Origin of the sequence: Marinobacter sp. KM021 (assembly GCF_050707965.1) — a bacterium.
Taxonomy (GTDB): Bacteria; Pseudomonadota; Gammaproteobacteria; order Pseudomonadales; family Oleiphilaceae; genus Marinobacter; species Marinobacter shengliensis.
This window is the reverse complement of the sequence record NZ_CP136129.1, coordinates 2,235,748-2,252,222: the sequence shown is the minus strand read 5'-3', so window position 1 is coordinate 2,252,222 and position 16,475 is coordinate 2,235,748. Positions and strand designations below refer to the sequence as shown.

Genomic DNA, 16,475 nt, shown 5'->3' with positions numbered 1-16,475 from the left:
TTGGCGTCCGGTCAGTGGTCCCCGAAGTCGTAGTTCATCTCCGGTACTGGTGCCTGCAGGTAATAACCCTGGATATAGTTCACCCCGGCCTGCCACAGCGTTGCCAGTACACTGGCGTTCTCTACCAGCGGTATGATGGTGAGCTTGCCGGCATTCTGCAGGCTCTTGACCATTTCCTTGACCTGCTCCTTGGCTTCATCGCTCTTCTGGATTTCTTCCGTGAAGGAGCCGTCAATCTTCACGTAGTCGGCGTCAATGTGCTTGAGCGTGTTGAACGGATTCAGGGCGCAGCCAAACTGGGCAATGGATACCTTACTGTGAAGTTCGTGTACCGCTTTGGTGAACTCCTTGGCCTGCTTCATGTAGTTGTTGGCATCGCCTTCGCGGATCTGGAAAATCAGTGAGTCTCCCGGCAGGCGAGCCGCCTTGAGGGCAACGCTGAGCCAGGGCGTAAAGGTTTTGTCCTGCAGTGTCTCGGCGGTGATGTTCAGGAACAGCCTGGTGTCATGACCCCGTGACCGGTGGCTTGCCAGCTGTTTGATGGTTTGCAGGATCACCCAGCGGTCAATCTTGATGGCCGTATCGCTCGGCCCCATGGGGGGCAGGAAGTCGTAGGGAGAGACTTCCTCGTTGTCTTTGTCGAGCATGCGAACGAAGGCCTCGTAATGCTCTTCGCCCTCACCCCGCAGGTTGATGATAGGCTGGAACAGCAGCCGGAAGCGGTTGTCGTCCAGGGCCTTGAGGATAGCCTCAACCGAGTTGCTTTCATCCAGGCTTTCGTACTGGGCGGGATTATAGACCACGATCCCGTTACCCCGTTCATGGCCCTCGAGCTTCTTCACCTCGGCGGAGGCGGTATGGGCACGCCCCATCAGTTCCTCTGCCTTGGGCGAATTCTCCGTGATCGCGGCTATGCCGATGGACACTGTCAGCGGTACTGTCTTGCCGTTGATGTCGAACAGATGATCTTCAACCGCTTTGCGGACCCGCTCAGCAATGCCTTCCATATGTTTCTCATCGCAGGGCAGGCACATCAGGCAGAAGGCATCATCGCTCAGCCTGGCCAGCGTCACTTCCTCGCCGGCCTGTTCTTTTAGCAGCGAGGCCAGATCACCCAGCAACAGATCGGCACCGGCGATACCGACCTGGCCCTTCATACTTATGAAGTTGTCCAGGGCGATGTAGGCCAGGGCGCCGGTCTGGTTGTTCTTGCCGGCATTGGCAATGGCCTGGGCCAGAGCGTCCATCAGGTATTGACGGTTATACAGGCCCGTGAGCAGATCCTGGCTGCTGATCTGTTTGAGCTTTTCTTCCAGCTCGGCATCGCTGTGTTCCGGCTGCAATACGATCTGCGTGCAGGCTTCGCCATCATAAGTGGCGGCAGAGACAGACATGGTTACGTTCAATTCCTGATCGTCGCTGCGGCGTGCGGTGCAGTTCAGGGTCATGCCGTCCTTGCCATCATCGGCAAAGGCCTTCATGAAGTCTTTGTACTTGTCCTGGCTTTCCGGGGTCAGGGTATCGAGAACCGGGATGCAGATAAGGTCATCAATGTCGTCGTAGCCCAGGAACTCCATGTAGGACTGGTTGGCATAGATGTGCATGCCATCGTTGATGTAGGCGATGGCGTCCTTGGAGCTTTCCAGAAGCAGCTGGCAGCGCTGTTCGGCCTCACGCAGGTGGGATTCCAGAACCCGACGACGGCGGCGCTCTTCCAGGGCGGCCAATTCGCGTTTCACCACCAGCACGAGCAGATCCTTGTACTCGAACGGCACAGCATCCTGTCCGCCGGCCCGGATAATGTTCACCGTTCTTTCCCGGCTGACTTCCTCGGTCAGGAGAACGAAGGGGATGTCCTTGTCCATGCGCTTGACCATGGCCAGGGCGTCATCCGGCCCGAACTCCTGCTCCAGGTCCCGGGCCAACAGTAGGTCCCAGTTACTGGTTTTCAGGGCTTCTTCCAGATCTTCTTCCGAGGTTATACGGTGTGCCCGGGTGGCCTTGCCCGAGTTGCGGAGCAGGCTGACCATGGATTCAGCATCATTTTGAGATGGATCAAGAATCAGCAGGTGTACGGTCGCGTTTTTTCTGCATTCGTAAGACTTCTCATGGATACGGTCACTTCCGCTGAATGATGCAGGGGTTGGCGATCAATAACAACCCTGGCAGTAGCCGTGGTTCACAGTCTTTCCGACCTTTGGCGTTACAGTGATGGCCACAGGGAGTCGAATTCGTCTTCCGTGGCGCCGGGCGTTGATGGCGGAGCGCCATTCGGACTGGCCAGGGCCGCCGGATTCTGCAGTTTCAGTTCAAACTGGCTGATGCTGCCGGTGGCAGAGACCTTCTTGAGCAACTGCCCCTGATCTTCCCGGCCATCGTGCAGCAATGAGATGCGACTGCCACTCTGGAAGGGCAGTCTCGGGGTTATGAGGGTAGCGGCCTGATTAACCACACTGATCTCCGGCAGTAGCAGCCCCCGGAGGTATTCGCTGCTGTTGCCCACCTTCTGGATCAGCCTTACCCCGCACGGTGCGGCGCTTGGGGCCAGCAGCTCAATGCCGATCTGGGTGCCCTGATTCCGGACCTGACGCAGCCAGCGCACCACGGCGATGCTCCAGGGGTGGGATTTCTGTTCACGTACCCCAAGAATCTCACCCGCCTGCAGCGAGGCTGGTACATTGGTTTCCCAGGCAACGCAGTAGCCACCCGGGCTGGTGTTGATCAGCAGGGCATGATGGGAGCGGGGGCGGCTCTTCTCCTGTCCCGTGGGTATGGCGGCCCCGGTACCCGACTTGAAGTTGATCGGTGCATCGGCCGCGTGCAACCTGTCTTCACTTGGGCCCGCGTCGTGGGCTCCGGCCCAGGCGTCCGTGTTCCGGTTGGCATTGCGGATAAACCGGTTTTCCTGCTCGGGATCAATGGTTTCGTTACCGTTCAGGAACTCGGCAAAGGTCTTTTCACCAGCTACGAAATAGTGGGTGGCCGTCAGGCCGACGCAGACCTCCAGCGTGCCCTGGCTGGAAATGCGGTTGAAATTCCGCTTGGCCAGAATACCCAGCGCCTGGCTGAGATGTGTCAGCAGGGTGTCGCTGATTTTGGGCGATACCTGTAGCCGCGTAGCATCTTTCTCGTGGCTGCGCCTGGCGTGCAGCACCTCGGCCAGCTGCGTGGAAAGATCTTTGGTGTCAAAACCGAAGCTTTCGTCCCCCGGTTTGTTTTCCAGCAAGCTCCGGTAGACTGGCGGGTTGTCCAGCTCCATGTTGATCACGAACAGGCTGTCAGTTCCAATGTCCGGGCCGCACTGGCAGAACTCGGTCCAGGACTCGAACAGCTCGTAAACCTGAGTCAGCTCGGCCTGACGCAGTTGATTGGGGCGGGCGCAGCCCAGCAGGAGAATGCGTTTGTAGCTGTCGGCTACAGTACTGGCGCGGCGATGGGTCAGGGTGTCGTCATCGATTTCCAGTGCGGCCAGTTTGTTCCGATGCGCAAACCGGTACAGACGGTGGCACTCCAGCCAGCTCAGGGCCGGGCTTGGGCAGTAGAGCTGATGCGAACGGACAATCGTGGCGCCCAGCTCGGATATGGCGCGGTGAACGGCGGCGGCAACGTGGCGGCGATTTTTTTCCAGACCGCCGTTATCCAGATATTCCAGCACACACAGTTTATAGCCGCTGGCCAGGTGCAACTGGAGGGCCTGGGCCAGGTTGGCAATCTTGCGCTGCTTCTCGGGCAGGGCGATGGCCAGGCCCAGAAAGTGGCGTGACAACTCGTTGCAGACAAAATGAATTTTCTCGCGAACCAGCTCAAGGAACTGCATTCGTTGCTGCGGCGCCAGAAACAGGTGGTTCAGTTCAATAATCGCATGGTAAAGCTGGCGGGATGCCTCACCGATGTTGGCCATCGGTAGCTGGTCAATCCACAGACGAAAGGCCTTGGGTGTCGTATCGCAAAACGACAGGCTTGCGGTTTTCTGTTCAGGAACCTTCAGTTCAGGTTTCAGAATATTGCCTTCCATGATCTCACGCCAGTGTTTGAGTCGCTTTGAGTATGTATCGACCGAAAGTGTCGAAAATACATGCTTTTATTGTCTTTACCTATAGAACTTTAAGATAGCAAACCAATAACAAAAAGCGAGAAGATCATGAGTTGACAATCTTTGACAAGTGTAAGTGGGACCGCTTTTGCGACATGTCTCACGTTACGCTGATGTTGGCCTGATTATCGCCTGTGAAAACAGGGGTTTTACTGGTTTCCCCGGGCAGTTCCCTGACCAGCCTTGGAACCAGAAAGCCCGGCAGCCGCGTCATAAGCGCCCGAACCAGCGCTGCCGCCGCCTGGTCGCTGACATCAAAGTGATGGGCGCCGGCAACGGGATCAAACGCGTGCAGGTAGTAGGGCATAACGCCCGAATCAAACAGGTCTTCACTCAGCCGGGCCAGGATGTTGGCTGAGTCATTGACCCCTTTCAGGATCACGCTCTGGTTGAGCAGGGTCACCCCCACTTCGCGAAGGCGCGCAAAGGCCTTTCGTGTGTCTGAGTCTAGCTCTGCCGGGTGATTCACATGCACCACGAGGATTTTCTGAAGTGGCGAATTGCCAAGCCAGCCCAGCAGGGCGTCGCACACCCGTTGCGGAATAACGACCGGTAGCCGGCTGTGTATTCGCAGGCGCTTGATATGCGGTATGCCTGCCAGGGCTTCGGCCCATTGCGCCAGTAGCCGATCATTCACTGCCAGTGGATCACCACCGCTGAAGATCACTTCGTTAATTTCGGGGGCGGCATTCAGGGTCGCCAGAACCTGCTGGCGGTCGTTCGGACCGAGCCGCTGGGATTCATAGGGGAAGTGGCGGCGAAAGCAGTAGCGACAGTTGATTGCACACTGGCCCGTTACCATCAGCAGTGCCCGGCTCTGGTACTTGCGGATCAGCCCTGTGGTCTGGATGGCGTTGTTCTCTTGCAGCGGATCGCGCACATAACCTGCTTGTTGTCGCGATTCTTCCGCCAGCGGCAGTACCTGTCGCAACAGGGGATCATTGGGGTCACCCGGAGTCATTCGCCGTAGGAACGGCTCGGGCACCCGCACGGGAAACAGGTGGTGGCCCGCGCTGGCACCCGTGAGCCAGGGCTCTGCCGGCAGCTTCAGACGCCCAAGCAGCTGCTCCGGGCAGGTAACGGATTCTGCCAGAATCTGTTGCCAGCCTTTAGCACAATTGTGGGGCTGTCGACGCGGTTCGGTAGCGATCAATGATGGCTCTTCGTTACGGGCTTCTATACGGGCAGGGGTTCGCTGTATCATAGCGACCTTTGAAATTTTAACGACAGTCTGTCAGGTGGACATTTCATGGCTTCATATTCTACCAACGAATTTCGCAGCGGTCTCAAAGTTTTGCTGGATGGCGACCCCTGTATCATGCTGGAGAACGAGTTCGTCAAGCCCGGTAAGGGGCAGGCGTTCAACCGCGTTAAACTGCGTAACCTGATGACCAACCGGGTCTGGGAGCGTACGTTCAAATCCGGCGAGAGCCTGGAAGCCGCGGACGTGATGGACCAGGACATGGAATACCTGTACACCGACGGTGAGTTCTGGCATTTCATGCTGACCGACGGCTCGTTCGAACAGTACGCTGCCGATGCCAAGGCCGTGGGCGACACTGTCAAGTGGCTGAAAGAGCAGGATGTTTACACCGTGACCCTGTACAACGGCGCGCCGCTGACGGTCACACCGCCAAACTTTGTTGAGCTGGAAGTGGTGGATACCGACCCGGGCATGAAGGGAGATACCGCCCAGGGCGGCTCCAAGCCGGCGACACTGTCGACCGGTGCCGTGGTGAACGTGCCTTTGTTCATCACCATTGGTGAGGTGTTGAAAGTAGACACCCGCTCTGGCGAGTACGTTAACCGCGTCAAGAGCAGCTGATCCGACAATGACCGATCAGCCTGTCTGGCAGCCTTCTGCCTCGCGGGAGCATCTGAAAAGCCGTGCACAACAGCTAGCCTGGGTGCGCGGCTTTTTTGCAGAGCGGGGTGTTTTGGAGGTCGAAACGCCGGTGCTCGGACGGCATGGCGTCACCGATATCAACCTCGACGGTATCGCGGCGGCCGTCAACGCTACCGGAGTTTCTGGCGGCTGGTTGCAGACCTCCCCTGAATATCACATGAAACGCCTGCTGGCGGCGGGCTCGGGATGTATCTATCAGATTGCCCGGGTGTTTCGTAATGGCGAGCGTGGTAGTCGCCATAACCCCGAATTTTCGTTGCTGGAATGGTACCGGGTGGGCCTGGACGACACGGCGATGATGGCCGAAGTGGCTGACCTGGTGTGTGGCTGGCTGGGATGTGATCGCCCGGATGTGCTGACCTACCGTGAGGCCCAGCAAACGCTAGCCGGCATCGATCCGATGGCCATCACGGATCACGACCTGTACCAGTACTGTCAGCAATGGCTGGAGCCGGAGCAGTTGGCCGGCATGGGGCGTGATGATTGCCTGGACCTGGTGATGAGCTTCAAGGTTGAGCCGTTGTTGGGGCGGGGCCGGCCGGTGTTCATTACCCGGTATCCGGCTAGCCAGGCAGCATTGGCCAGGGTTGTCTCAGACGACGATGGCTACCCGGTAGCGCATCGATTCGAGCTCTACATCGACGGGCTTGAGTTGTGCAACGGTTACTGGGAGCTGACCGATCCGGTTGAGCAGCGAGCCCGGTTCGAACAGGACAACCGGCGAAGAAAAGCCGCGGGCAAGCCGGAAATGGCGGTTGATCAGAGTTTTCTGGCAGCCCTGGACGCCGGGCTGCCCGAGTGTTCCGGTGTGGCCCTGGGGTTGGACCGCTTGCTGATGCTGAAAACCGGGGCTGAGCGGATAGAAGACGTGCTGGCGTTTCCGGTCGAGCGGGCCTGAGCCAGGTCTCAGGTGTTGTTGCTGCCTACCCTGCCAAACGCTTCGCCCATGCGCACGCTTTTGCCAGGAACCTGATTGGCATCCCAGGTTACCGCGCCCTTGGGCATTGCCAGGACAACCGTGGAGCCCAGGCGGAACCGGCCTATTTCCTCACCTTTCTCAAAACTGATCGCATCTTCGCCCCGATAAACCCAGCGGGTTATCTGTGCAGGTTCCGGCGCAATTACGCCGGCCCAGGTGGTTTCCATGCTGCCTACGATCATCGCACCCACCAGAACCAGGGCCATGGGACCTGCCTCGGTATCGAAAATGCAGACAACACGTTCATTTCTGGCGAACAGGTTGGGAACATGCGCTGCGGTAACCGGGTTCACCGAAAAGAACTTGCCCGGAACATAGACCATCTCCCGCAGTGTGCCGGCCATGGGCATATGAATGCGGTGATAGTCTTTGGGCGACAGGTAAATGGTACTGAACTCCCCGTGGCGGAACGGCCCAGCCCGGCTGTCGTCACCGCCGAGGATTTCCGTCAGGCCGAAGGACTGGCCCTTGGCCTGGAAAACTCTGTCGTTACTGATCTGTCCGAGTTGGCTGATGGTACCGTCGACCGGACTGACAAATACATCGCTGCCTTCCGCCACAGTGCGCACGCCGGGTTTGAGGGCGCGGGTAAAAAACGCATTGAACGATGGATAGACGGTAGGGTCTGACTCAGCTGCTTCGCTCATGTTTACGCCGTAGCGGCCGATAAACCAGTTAACAACGCGGTTTTTCAGGGCCGGGGCGCTCGTGCTGTCTGCCAGGCGACCTGCCAGGCGAGAGACAGCGCGTTGGGGCGTAATGTATTGGCTCAGTACGAACAGTTTGTCAAACATCAATAAGTCTCGGTAAGAACAGAGGCGGCAGTGTAACAAAAGCGGCCCCGTGTATAGAAATTGTTTCACGCCTTCGCTGTTCGTTCAGAGCCTTGCTATTATCAGGGCACAGCTCGCCCCGGTCGGGGTGGAGAACCCGTGACTGACCTCGGTCGTTAACGAGATAACAAAAGGCGTATATCTTTTCATGCTGCTGATTATTGGTGCGGTGATAGTTGTTGCGAGTGTGCTGGGCGGATACGTGCTGCACGGTGGTCATTTGATGGTGCTGTGGCAGCCGACCGAGATCTTGATCATCGGCGGCGCGGCGGTTGGGTCATTCATCATTGCCAACCCCATGCACACGGTGAAAGAGGTAGGGCAGGGTTTCATGCGGTTGCTGACCGGCTCGCCGTTCAACAAATCCTACTATATGGATTTGCTCAGCCTGCTATATGAAGTGTTCGACAAATCTCGCAAGCAGGGGGTCATGGCCATTGAGGAGGACATCGACAACCCGGAAAACAGCCAGATCTTCACCCGTTACCCGGCCATCATGAAATCCCGCGATCTTCTGGATTTCATCACCGACTACCTTCGCATTATCAGTTCCGGCAACATGGCGCCCCATGAGCTGGAAGGCATGATGGAAAACGAGATCGATAGTCGTCAGCATGAGCTGGAAGAGCCCGCTCACGCGGTCAACAAGATTGCCGACGCCTTGCCGGGCCTTGGTATCGTGGCGGCGGTACTGGGTATTGTCATCACCATGAACTTTCTCACCGAGGGGCCCGAGAAAATCGGCCTGAGTGTGGCAGCGGCTCTGGTCGGTACGTTCTTGGGTATCTGGATGGGTTATGGCTTTGTCGGCCCCATGTCGATTTCCATGGAACACTCAGCCAAGTACGAGCTGAAGGCTTATGAATGTGTGAAATCGGCTATTGTTGCGACGGTGTCTGGTCAGGCGCCCCAGATGGCCATTGAATTCGGCCGCAAGTCGTTACCCACGGATAAACGACCTGGTTTCCAGGAACTCAACGACCACGTTCGTTCGAAGTGACGAGCTGCGTCCCAATCGCCCGGAGTTGAGTTGTGGAAGAACAGCCGATCATCATCAAACGCAAGAAAAAAGTGGTCGGGGGCCATCACGGTGGCTCCTGGAAGGTGGCCTTTGCAGACTTTGCCACCGCCATGATGGCGTTCTTTCTGGTTCTCTGGCTTACGGCCACAGCGTCTCCCGAACAGAAACTGGCGGTTGAGGGGTATTTCAAAGACCCTGTCGGTTTCATGGAAGGCGGTGCTCGCAGCCCGGTGGACCTGGGGGGTAGTGCATCGGTTATCAACGAAGCGACCCAGGACATCGAATCAAGCCCTGTCCAGATCCAGGACGAAGTGGTTGACCAACTGGCTGACACGCTCGAACAGCGTCGCATGGAACAGCTGTTCCAGGAGCTCCAGGAGCGGATTGAGCAAAGCGAGACCTTGCAGGAATTCAAGGATCAATTGCTGATCGACATCACCGATGAGGGGCTGAGAATCCAGATTGTTGATCGCTCTGGCCGCCCGATGTTCGACAGTGGGCGTGCTGAACTCAAATACTATTCCCAGGACATTCTGTTTGAGCTGGCCCGAACTCTCGGTTCGGTCAATAACAAACTCAGCATTACCGGACACACCGACGCCACGCCATTTGTTGGCCGGCCCGGTTATACCAACTGGGAGCTGTCGGCAGACCGTGCCAACACGGCCCGGCGAGCCCTGGTTGCCGGCGGCGTGCGTCTTCAGCAGATTGCCCGGGTGGTGGGGCTGAGTGATTCTGTATTGTTTGACAAGGAAAACCCGACAGCCCCGGTGAACCGCAGGATCTCGATCATCGTGCTCAACAAAAAAGCCGCTGACAGTATTGAAACCGGCGCGGGCAGGTCAGATCAGCCGTTGATTGACCTCACCCAGCCGACGGAAGAACAGCAGCAGGAAGCGAGAGAGCAACTGGAGCGGGGAGACTGGTTCGAGGAGCGGCCGGAACCGGCGCCCGGAGAGTTGAACTGGTAACGTTCCGCTGGCGCCGTGCGCGGGGCTGTTGCCTCAGGTGATTCTCAGCCCCCGGGACTGTTGTTCTGCCATATCTTGCAGAATCCGGTGAAAACTCTTCAGCCGTTCCCTCGACACCGTTCCGGCCTCTGCTGCCGCATCAAGCGCGCAGCCGGGGTCTCCCATGTGGCGGCAGTTGCGAAACTTGCAAAGCCCGATCAGCGGCCGAATTTCCCGGAAACCATACTCCACTTCCTGTGGGGTCATGTGCCACAAACCGAACTCCCGAATCCCTGGAGAATCAATCAGGTTGCCGCCGCCCGGCAGGTGAAACAGCTTCGCCGTGGTGGTGGTGTGTACGCCTTTGCCGGTACTTTCGGATACCGCGCCCACTCGGAGCAGTTCATCCGGCAGCAAGGTCTGGATGATGGATGACTTGCCCACCCCCGACTGGCCCACGAAAACGCTGGTTTTGTCCCGGACCAGTGACTCCACCTCTGGCGCAGGCTGCCCGGCGCAGGCAGTGGCAGAGGTACGCTCCACCTGGTACCCAAGCGCTTCATAGCGACCCAGCAGCGCATCAATCTGGGCCCGGTTCTGGTCGGTAATAAGATCGGTCTTGTTCAGCAGGATAACCGCCGGAATGTCGGAGCTTTCCGAGGCCACCAGGTAGCGGTCGATAAGGTTGTCGTGAGGCTCCGGTTCCGGTGCAATCACCAGGATAATATGATCGATATTCGCCGCCACTGGCTTCAAGGCGCCGAAGTTATCCGGCCGCTGCAGCAGGTTGTTGCGCTCACAGCGCGCTACGATCACCCCGGTCTCGCTTTTTCCGGGCCGCCACACCACCCGGTCACCGGTCACCAGGTTGTCGATGTTGGCTCGAACAAAGCACCGGAACACACGCCCGGTGTCGTCACCTTCCAGCGCTTCGATATCCAGTTGCTGGCCATAGTGGGCAATCACCAGGCCTTCCTGTTCAGGCCCCAGTTCGCCGGCTTCAGCTTGCGCTTCCACGGCTTTTTCCTTGCGGTTCAGCCGTTCGGTGCGTTCCTTCTGGATTTTCTCGATGCGCCACTGTTGGCGTTTGTTCAGTTTTCTCTTGGCCATCGGCTCTCAAATGTTCCGGGAAAGTGGTGTGTCACATGATACGTGAATCATGGACAATAGGCAGAGTTTCTGAACTTTTGCCTATGGCCGTCTGGATCCCGACTTGGGTGCAGGTGCTGGCCGGGGACACCTTTCCGGGAGACGCTACGAGCACATCCCTGTGCGCTTGACTGAAGCCATCCATGGCTTCAGACACTCCCGGAAAGGTGTCCCCGGCCAGCACCCCGATCTACAAAGTGGGTTTCAATTCGACATGCGGCCAGCAATAAGCATGGATGTGGAGGTGTGGTGTGGCTTTTCGGAAATTTCGAAGGCCATGGATGGCCTGAGAGAAGCGCACATGGATGTGCTCGTAGCGGTTTCCGAAAAGCCACACCACACCTCCACCAGCACCCAAACTAAACCGCATAGGAATATACAATGCCCAACCACAACCGTTTAGTGTGGATAGACCTAGAGATGACCGGCCTGGATCCGGAGAAAGAGCGGATCATCGAAATGGCCACGATAATTACCGATTCAGAATTGAACCTGGTGGCTGAAGGCCCGGTAATTGCCATTCACCAACCAGACAGCCTGCTGGATGCCATGGACGAATGGTGCACCAACACCCATGGCGCCAGCGGCCTGACCCAGCGGGTGAAAGATAGCAAAACCTCCGAAGCCGAAGCGGAGCAAGAAACCCTGGCCTTCCTGAAACAGTACCTGTCCGCCGGCGAATCACCGCTGTGTGGTAACAGCATCGGCCAGGATCGCCGCTTCCTGGTGAAGTATATGCCCGAGCTGGAAGCCTTCTTCCATTATCGTAACCTGGATGTCTCCACCATCAAGGAACTCGCCCGCCGCTGGCGCCCGGATGTACTTGATGGCGTGAAAAAGAAAGGCAGCCACCTGGCCCTGGACGACATTCGCGATTCCATCGACGAACTTCGCCACTACCGGGAGACCTTTTTCAAGCTGTAATGCCGTGCTGCTGTAGCGCCCAGGCCACATGCTCCCGCACCAGCGCGGAAGGGTGGTCGGCCCGCTGTTTCAGTGCCTCGATCACCGGAATGGTGCTCGGGGCGTTGCCCAGCCCGACCGCCAGGTTGCGTAGCCAGTTTTCATAACCGGTTCGGCGGATGGCCGAGCCTTCGGTGCGCTTCAGGAACTCGTCCTCCGTCCACAGAAAAAGCTCGGCCAGGCTGCTATTGTCGAGGCCATGCCGGGGCTGAAAGTCGTTTTCCCGGGTAGGTTTGTTGAATTTGTTCCACGGGCAAACCAGCTGGCAGTCGTCGCAGCCGAATACCCGATTGCCCATCTTTGACCGCAGCTCTTCCGGAATGGGCCCCTTGAGTTCAATGGTGAGATAGCTGATGCAGCGGCGGGCATCCAGTAAGTGAGCGCCAACGAAGGCGTCGGTAGGGCATACCTCCAGGCAGGCGGAGCAGGAGCCACAATGCTGGCTGTCAAAGGCTTGGTCTACCGGCAGCGGAGCGCTGGTAAAGATTTCACCCAGAAAGAAGAATGAACCGGCTTTGGGGTGAATCAGCATGTTGTTCTTGCCAATCCAGCCCAGCCCCGCCCGCTGGGCGAGCCCGCGTTCCAGAACCGGTGCGCTGTCTACGAAGGCTCGGTAGTCGTAGCCGCTGACCGCGGAATCAATCTTTGCCGCCAGGGTGGCCAGCCGTTTGCGCATCAGTTTGTGGTAATCCCGGCCCAGGGCGTAACGAGTCACGTAGGCGGTTTCGCGGTTAGTCAGTACCTGCTTCGGATTGTCCGGAGCGGGCAGGTAATCCATCCGTACTGAGATAACGCGGGTGGTACCGGGCACCAGTGAGTCGGGGGTGTAGCGTTTGTCGCCGTGGTCTGCCATATACGCCATGTCGCCATGGTAGCCGGCTTTCAGCCACTGTTGCAGGCGTTCGGCGTGGGGCCCGGTATCAGCGCAGGTGATACCGGCGTCGGCAAAGCCGAGCTCGCTGGCCCAGGCCCGGATCTGGTCGGGCAGGGCATGCAGTGCCTCATGTTCGGGCCGCTCGGAGCGGAGCTCTGGGTTTGACGTCATGGGAGAAGTCGGCTGTGTAACCTGCGAAGATTTAATTTGATTAAGTTATGACCTTTTTCCCTGTTTTGCTATTCTTTACAGGTATCTGGCCAGTTTTCTTAAACCGGTTTCTTTAGCTGGAGCTTTGGCGAATGCCAATACGCAATGCAAGCAGTCTACCAGAAGCGCTCTACTCCGCCGACTCGGTGCGAGCAATTGACCGCTACCTGATTGATCAGCAAGGCGTTGATGGCTTTGAGTTGATGCAGGCCGCTGCCAGGGCGGCCTTTCGCCAGTTGTTGCGTCACTGGCCTGTCCCCGGGTCGATTCTGGTGCTTTGCGGTGCTGGTAACAACGGCGGCGATGGCTACTTGGTGGCTGCGAATGCTCACAGGCATGGCATCGCCGCCCGGTGCATTGCGGTAGCACCGACGGGTAAGTTGGCCGGGGACGCACTTAACGCGCTGAACCGGGCCCGTGCGGAAGGTGTCAGTGTTGAAGATATCGGCGAACTGGGCGAAGACGGATTGGAAAAACATCTGTCGTCTGCAACCCTGGTGGTGGATGCGATGCTGGGTACAGGAGTGACGGGTTCGCCCCGGGAGCCCTTTGCAGGTGTGATTCGGCGGGTTAATGAATCGGGTTTGCCGGTATTGGCGGTGGATTTGCCGTCCGGCCTGAATGCCACAACTGGCTCTGCCGCTGGTGATGTGATTAGGGCCAATGTAACGGTGACCTTCATTGGCGCCAAGGCGGGTTTGTACACGGGTGTCGGCGCTGGTGTTTGCGGTGAGGTAGTGTTTGAGGCTCTTGATACCGGCCACGATATCTCTGGCAGTGGCCAGCCGCCGCTTGCCCGCTTGCAGTCCTGGGCCCAGTGCAAGGAACAGTTGCCTGTCCGTCCGCTTGATGCCCACAAGGGGCGTTTTGGCCACGTGTTGGTGGTTGCCGGTGACCGGGGTTTTGGTGGCGCCGGCATCATGGCCGCCGAGGCGGCGTCCCGGGCCGGGGCCGGTCTGGTTACCCTGGCTACCCGCCCGGAACATGTTACGGCTGCGCTTGCCCGCTGCCCGTCCTTGATGGTGCACGGGTTGATCCATGGCTCAGAATTGCCGCCATTATTGGCCAGAGCCGATGTGGTGGTGTGTGGTCCTGGCATGGGCAAGCTGGCCTGGGGGCAGCAGATGCTGCAACAGGTTGAACAAAGCGGGCTGCCGCGGGTGTTGGATGCCGACGCGCTCAATCTGATGGCCGGGCGAGTGCCCGTGGTGTCTGATAGCCATATACTGACGCCCCACCCCGGCGAGGCGGCCCGATTGTTGGGTTGTGATGTCGCTGACGTTGAGGCGGACCGGCTGTCTGCAGCCCGCCGGCTGCAAACCATGCTGGGCGGGGTGGTGTTGCTGAAAGGCGCGGGTACCGTTATCGCCAGTGGCTCGGCACTTCCGGTGATTGTTCCTGGTGGTAATCCGGGCCTGGCGACCGGGGGCATGGGCGATGTTTTATCCGGCATCGCCGGCGCGTTGCTGGCACAGCTGAAGGACCCCCAGCAGGCCACGACAATGGCTGCGGCTCTGCATCTGGCCTCGGCGGACCAGGCGGTGCAGACTTATGGCTATATGGGGCTGACGCCCACGGATGTAATCAGCGCCTTGCCAAAGGTGCTGTGGGAAGCAGAAAAGGTGAACAGCCGTGACGACCAGGAGGCGTTATGAGCATTTTCGGCAATGAACGCCGGTTGTTTCTGGAGAGTGAAGCGGAAACAGAGCGCCTGGGCGGTGAGCTTGCCGGGCTGGTGAAGGCATCCGATCAGGGCATTGTGGTGTTCCTGGATGGCGATCTAGGCATGGGGAAAACCACTCTGAGCCGCGGTGTAATGAGAGGGCTCGGGCATGTGGGAGCGGTTAAAAGCCCAACGTATACCCTTGTGGAGCCCTATGAAGACCTGGACCCGCCGGTATACCATTTCGATCTTTACCGTCTGGGCGATCCCGAGGAGCTTGAGTACATGGGAATCCGCGATTACTTTTCGGGCGGCAGTTTCTGTCTGATTGAATGGCCGGAGCGGGGAGAGGGTGTTCTGCCAGAGCCGGATCTTGAAATCCACCTGGAACGGCAGGGAGAAGGCCGGTCGGTAGTACTGCGTGCCCGATCGGAGTTCGGCGCCTCCCTGTTGAATCAAATAGAGCTGATAGGGCCTGATTCATGAGACTTTTTCTGTGTTTGATGGTGGCTCTGGCGGCTAACCTCGCTCAGGCTGCTACCCAGATTGAAGGCGTGCGGCTCTGGCCCGCGCCTGACCACACGCGCCTCGTCCTTGATACTGCCGGTAGTGTGGAGCACAACGTGTTTGCGCTATCCGGGCCCTCGAGGTTGGTAATCGACTTGAAAAATACCTCCCTGAAAGCGGATTTCAGCAAAGTGGACCTCAGTGGCAGTCCGATTGAGCGGATCCGCAGCGCACCGCGCAATGGCAGCGACCTCAGGGTGGTACTGGATCTGAAAAGCGACATCAAGCCCCGCAGTTTTGTGTTGGAGCCCAATCAGCAATACGGGCACCGGCTGGTGGTCGACCTGATTGACGAGAAGGGCAGCCGTCTCGAACGGGCTGCCAGCCCCACGGTGACTCAGGATTCAGCCGGCAAGCGGGATATCATCATCGTGATCGACCCGGGCCACGGCGGTGAAGACCCAGGCGCTATCGGCCCCAGAGGTACCCGGGAAAAAGATGTTGTGCTCAGAATGTCCAAAACCCTGGCGGATCTGATCAACAAGCAGCCGGGCTTTACCGCCAAACTTACCCGCACCGGGGACTATTACATCGGGTTGCGCAATCGCACGTTGCTGGCGCGCAAGTACAACGCGGATCTGTTCGTCTCGGTGCATGCAGATGCCTTCAGAACACCTCAACCCAGTGGCGCATCGGTATTTGCCCTGTCCCAGCGGGGAGCGACAAGTGAAACCGCGCGCTGGCTGGCCCAAAGCGAGAATCGCTCTGATCTGATTGGCGGTGCTGGTGGCGTGTCTTTGGACGGTCGCGACGATATGCTGGCAGGTGTTCTGCTGGATCTCTCCATGACCGCCAGCATCAATGCCAGTCTCGGGGTGGGGAGCTCTGTGCTGGGGCAGTTGGGCGGTGTTGCCAAGTTGCACAAGCCCGGTGTTGAGCAGGCGGCCTTCGCGGTTCTGAAGTCTCCGGATATACCGTCAATACTGGTGGAAGCCGGGTTTATCTCGAACCCGAAAGAAGAGCAGAACCTGGCCACCGAGTGGTATCGCAATCGACTGGCCAACGCCATCATGGACGGTATTCACGAGTATTTTCAGCGAACGCCTCCACCGGGCACGCTATTGGCCTGGCAGAAGGAAAATCAGAAAGGTGGCGGGCAGGTTAGCCGGTACCGTATCCAGCGGGGTGACACCTTGTCTGGTGTGGCCCGGCAGAACCAGACCACCGTCAGCGAGTTAATGCGCTTTAACGGGATGACCGATGATCGTGTTATGGTAGGGCAAACCATTCGCATCCCCTCATCCTGATCAAGAGGTAGTTCCCGGAT

The 16,475-nt window shown here is 58.3% G+C and carries 14 protein-coding genes; 8 read left to right on the top strand and 6 right to left on the bottom strand.

The genetic code is table 11. The features are described from left to right. Positions 1-11 precede the first annotated feature (11 nt). From RVM24_RS10570 to epmB, 3 genes are all read right to left on the bottom strand, one after another. Positions 12-2,030: an EAL domain-containing protein gene (locus tag RVM24_RS10570; protein ID WP_431475384.1), complete on the bottom strand. Its 2,019-nt coding sequence runs from the start codon at positions 2,028-2,030 to the stop codon at positions 12-14. A 173-nt stretch (positions 2,031-2,203) separates the two neighbouring features. Continuing rightward, a complete protein-coding gene (locus RVM24_RS10565; RefSeq protein ID WP_058092085.1) occupies positions 2,204-4,015 on the bottom strand; it encodes a hypothetical protein in 1,812 nt (603 codons plus the stop codon). Positions 4,016-4,193: 178 nt separating this feature from the next. After that, on the bottom strand, positions 4,194-5,297 hold the full coding sequence (gene epmB, locus RVM24_RS10560; protein WP_431475383.1) for an EF-P beta-lysylation protein EpmB: 1,104 nt from the start codon (positions 5,295-5,297) through the stop codon (positions 4,194-4,196). Positions 5,298-5,342: 45 nt separating this feature from the next. Here epmB and efp point away from each other — a divergent pair, with 45 nt between their 5' ends. Beyond that, the gene (gene efp / locus RVM24_RS10555; RefSeq protein WP_058092083.1) at positions 5,343-5,918 is read left to right on the top strand and encodes an elongation factor P; all 576 of its coding nucleotides are present in this window, start codon (positions 5,343-5,345) and stop codon (positions 5,916-5,918) included. A 7-nt stretch (positions 5,919-5,925) separates the two neighbouring features. Beyond that, positions 5,926-6,897 (top strand): EF-P lysine aminoacylase EpmA, encoded by a 972-nt coding sequence (epmA, locus tag RVM24_RS10550; RefSeq protein WP_431475382.1) that lies wholly within the window; start codon positions 5,926-5,928, stop codon positions 6,895-6,897. An 8-nt stretch (positions 6,898-6,905) separates the two neighbouring features. Here epmA and asd read toward each other — a convergent pair whose 3' ends face one another. Further along, a complete protein-coding gene (gene asd, locus RVM24_RS10545) occupies positions 6,906-7,772 on the bottom strand; it encodes an archaetidylserine decarboxylase (RefSeq protein WP_431475381.1) in 867 nt (288 codons plus the stop codon). 187 nt (positions 7,773-7,959) lie between these two features. Between asd and motA the strand changes: the two genes are divergently transcribed. Then, positions 7,960-8,811 (top strand): flagellar motor stator protein MotA, encoded by an 852-nt coding sequence (gene motA, locus RVM24_RS10540; protein ID WP_061331586.1) that lies wholly within the window; start codon positions 7,960-7,962, stop codon positions 8,809-8,811. 32 nt (positions 8,812-8,843) lie between these two features. Beyond that, a complete protein-coding gene (gene motB / locus RVM24_RS10535; protein WP_061331585.1) occupies positions 8,844-9,803 on the top strand; it encodes a flagellar motor protein MotB in 960 nt (319 codons plus the stop codon). Between the two features lie 33 nt (positions 9,804-9,836). Here the strand turns inward: motB and rsgA are convergent, their stop codons facing one another. Then, positions 9,837-10,892 carry a small ribosomal subunit biogenesis GTPase RsgA gene (gene rsgA / locus RVM24_RS10530; RefSeq protein WP_431475380.1) on the bottom strand — a complete coding sequence of 352 codons (1,056 nt, stop codon included), beginning with the start codon at positions 10,890-10,892 and terminating at the stop codon, positions 9,837-9,839. A 420-nt stretch (positions 10,893-11,312) separates the two neighbouring features. Here rsgA and orn point away from each other — a divergent pair, with 420 nt between their 5' ends. Further along, the gene (gene orn, locus RVM24_RS10525; protein WP_058092077.1) at positions 11,313-11,855 is read left to right on the top strand and encodes an oligoribonuclease; all 543 of its coding nucleotides are present in this window, start codon (positions 11,313-11,315) and stop codon (positions 11,853-11,855) included. On the opposite strand, the gene queG is transcribed toward orn, so the two are convergent. Beyond that, the gene (queG, locus tag RVM24_RS10520) at positions 11,845-12,939 is read right to left on the bottom strand and encodes a tRNA epoxyqueuosine(34) reductase QueG (RefSeq protein ID WP_431475379.1); all 1,095 of its coding nucleotides are present in this window, start codon (positions 12,937-12,939) and stop codon (positions 11,845-11,847) included. The two genes, orn and queG, sit on opposite strands and share 11 nt — an antisense overlap. Before the next feature lie 131 nt (positions 12,940-13,070). Here queG and RVM24_RS10515 point away from each other — a divergent pair, with 131 nt between their 5' ends. Genes RVM24_RS10515 through RVM24_RS10505 form a run of 3 tightly spaced genes read left to right on the top strand, consistent with a single transcriptional unit; the run spans position 13,071 to position 16,455 of the window. Next, positions 13,071-14,633, top strand: a complete 1,563-nt coding sequence (locus RVM24_RS10515) for an NAD(P)H-hydrate dehydratase (protein ID WP_431475378.1) — start codon at positions 13,071-13,073, stop codon at positions 14,631-14,633. Continuing rightward, on the top strand, positions 14,630-15,127 hold the full coding sequence (gene tsaE, locus RVM24_RS10510; RefSeq protein ID WP_058092074.1) for a tRNA (adenosine(37)-N6)-threonylcarbamoyltransferase complex ATPase subunit type 1 TsaE: 498 nt from the start codon (positions 14,630-14,632) through the stop codon (positions 15,125-15,127). The genes RVM24_RS10515 and tsaE overlap by 4 nt, the downstream gene beginning before the upstream one ends. Beyond that, positions 15,124-16,455, top strand: a complete 1,332-nt coding sequence (locus RVM24_RS10505) for an N-acetylmuramoyl-L-alanine amidase (RefSeq protein ID WP_061331580.1) — start codon at positions 15,124-15,126, stop codon at positions 16,453-16,455. The genes tsaE and RVM24_RS10505 overlap by 4 nt, the downstream gene beginning before the upstream one ends. Positions 16,456-16,475: the final 20 nt, after the last annotated feature.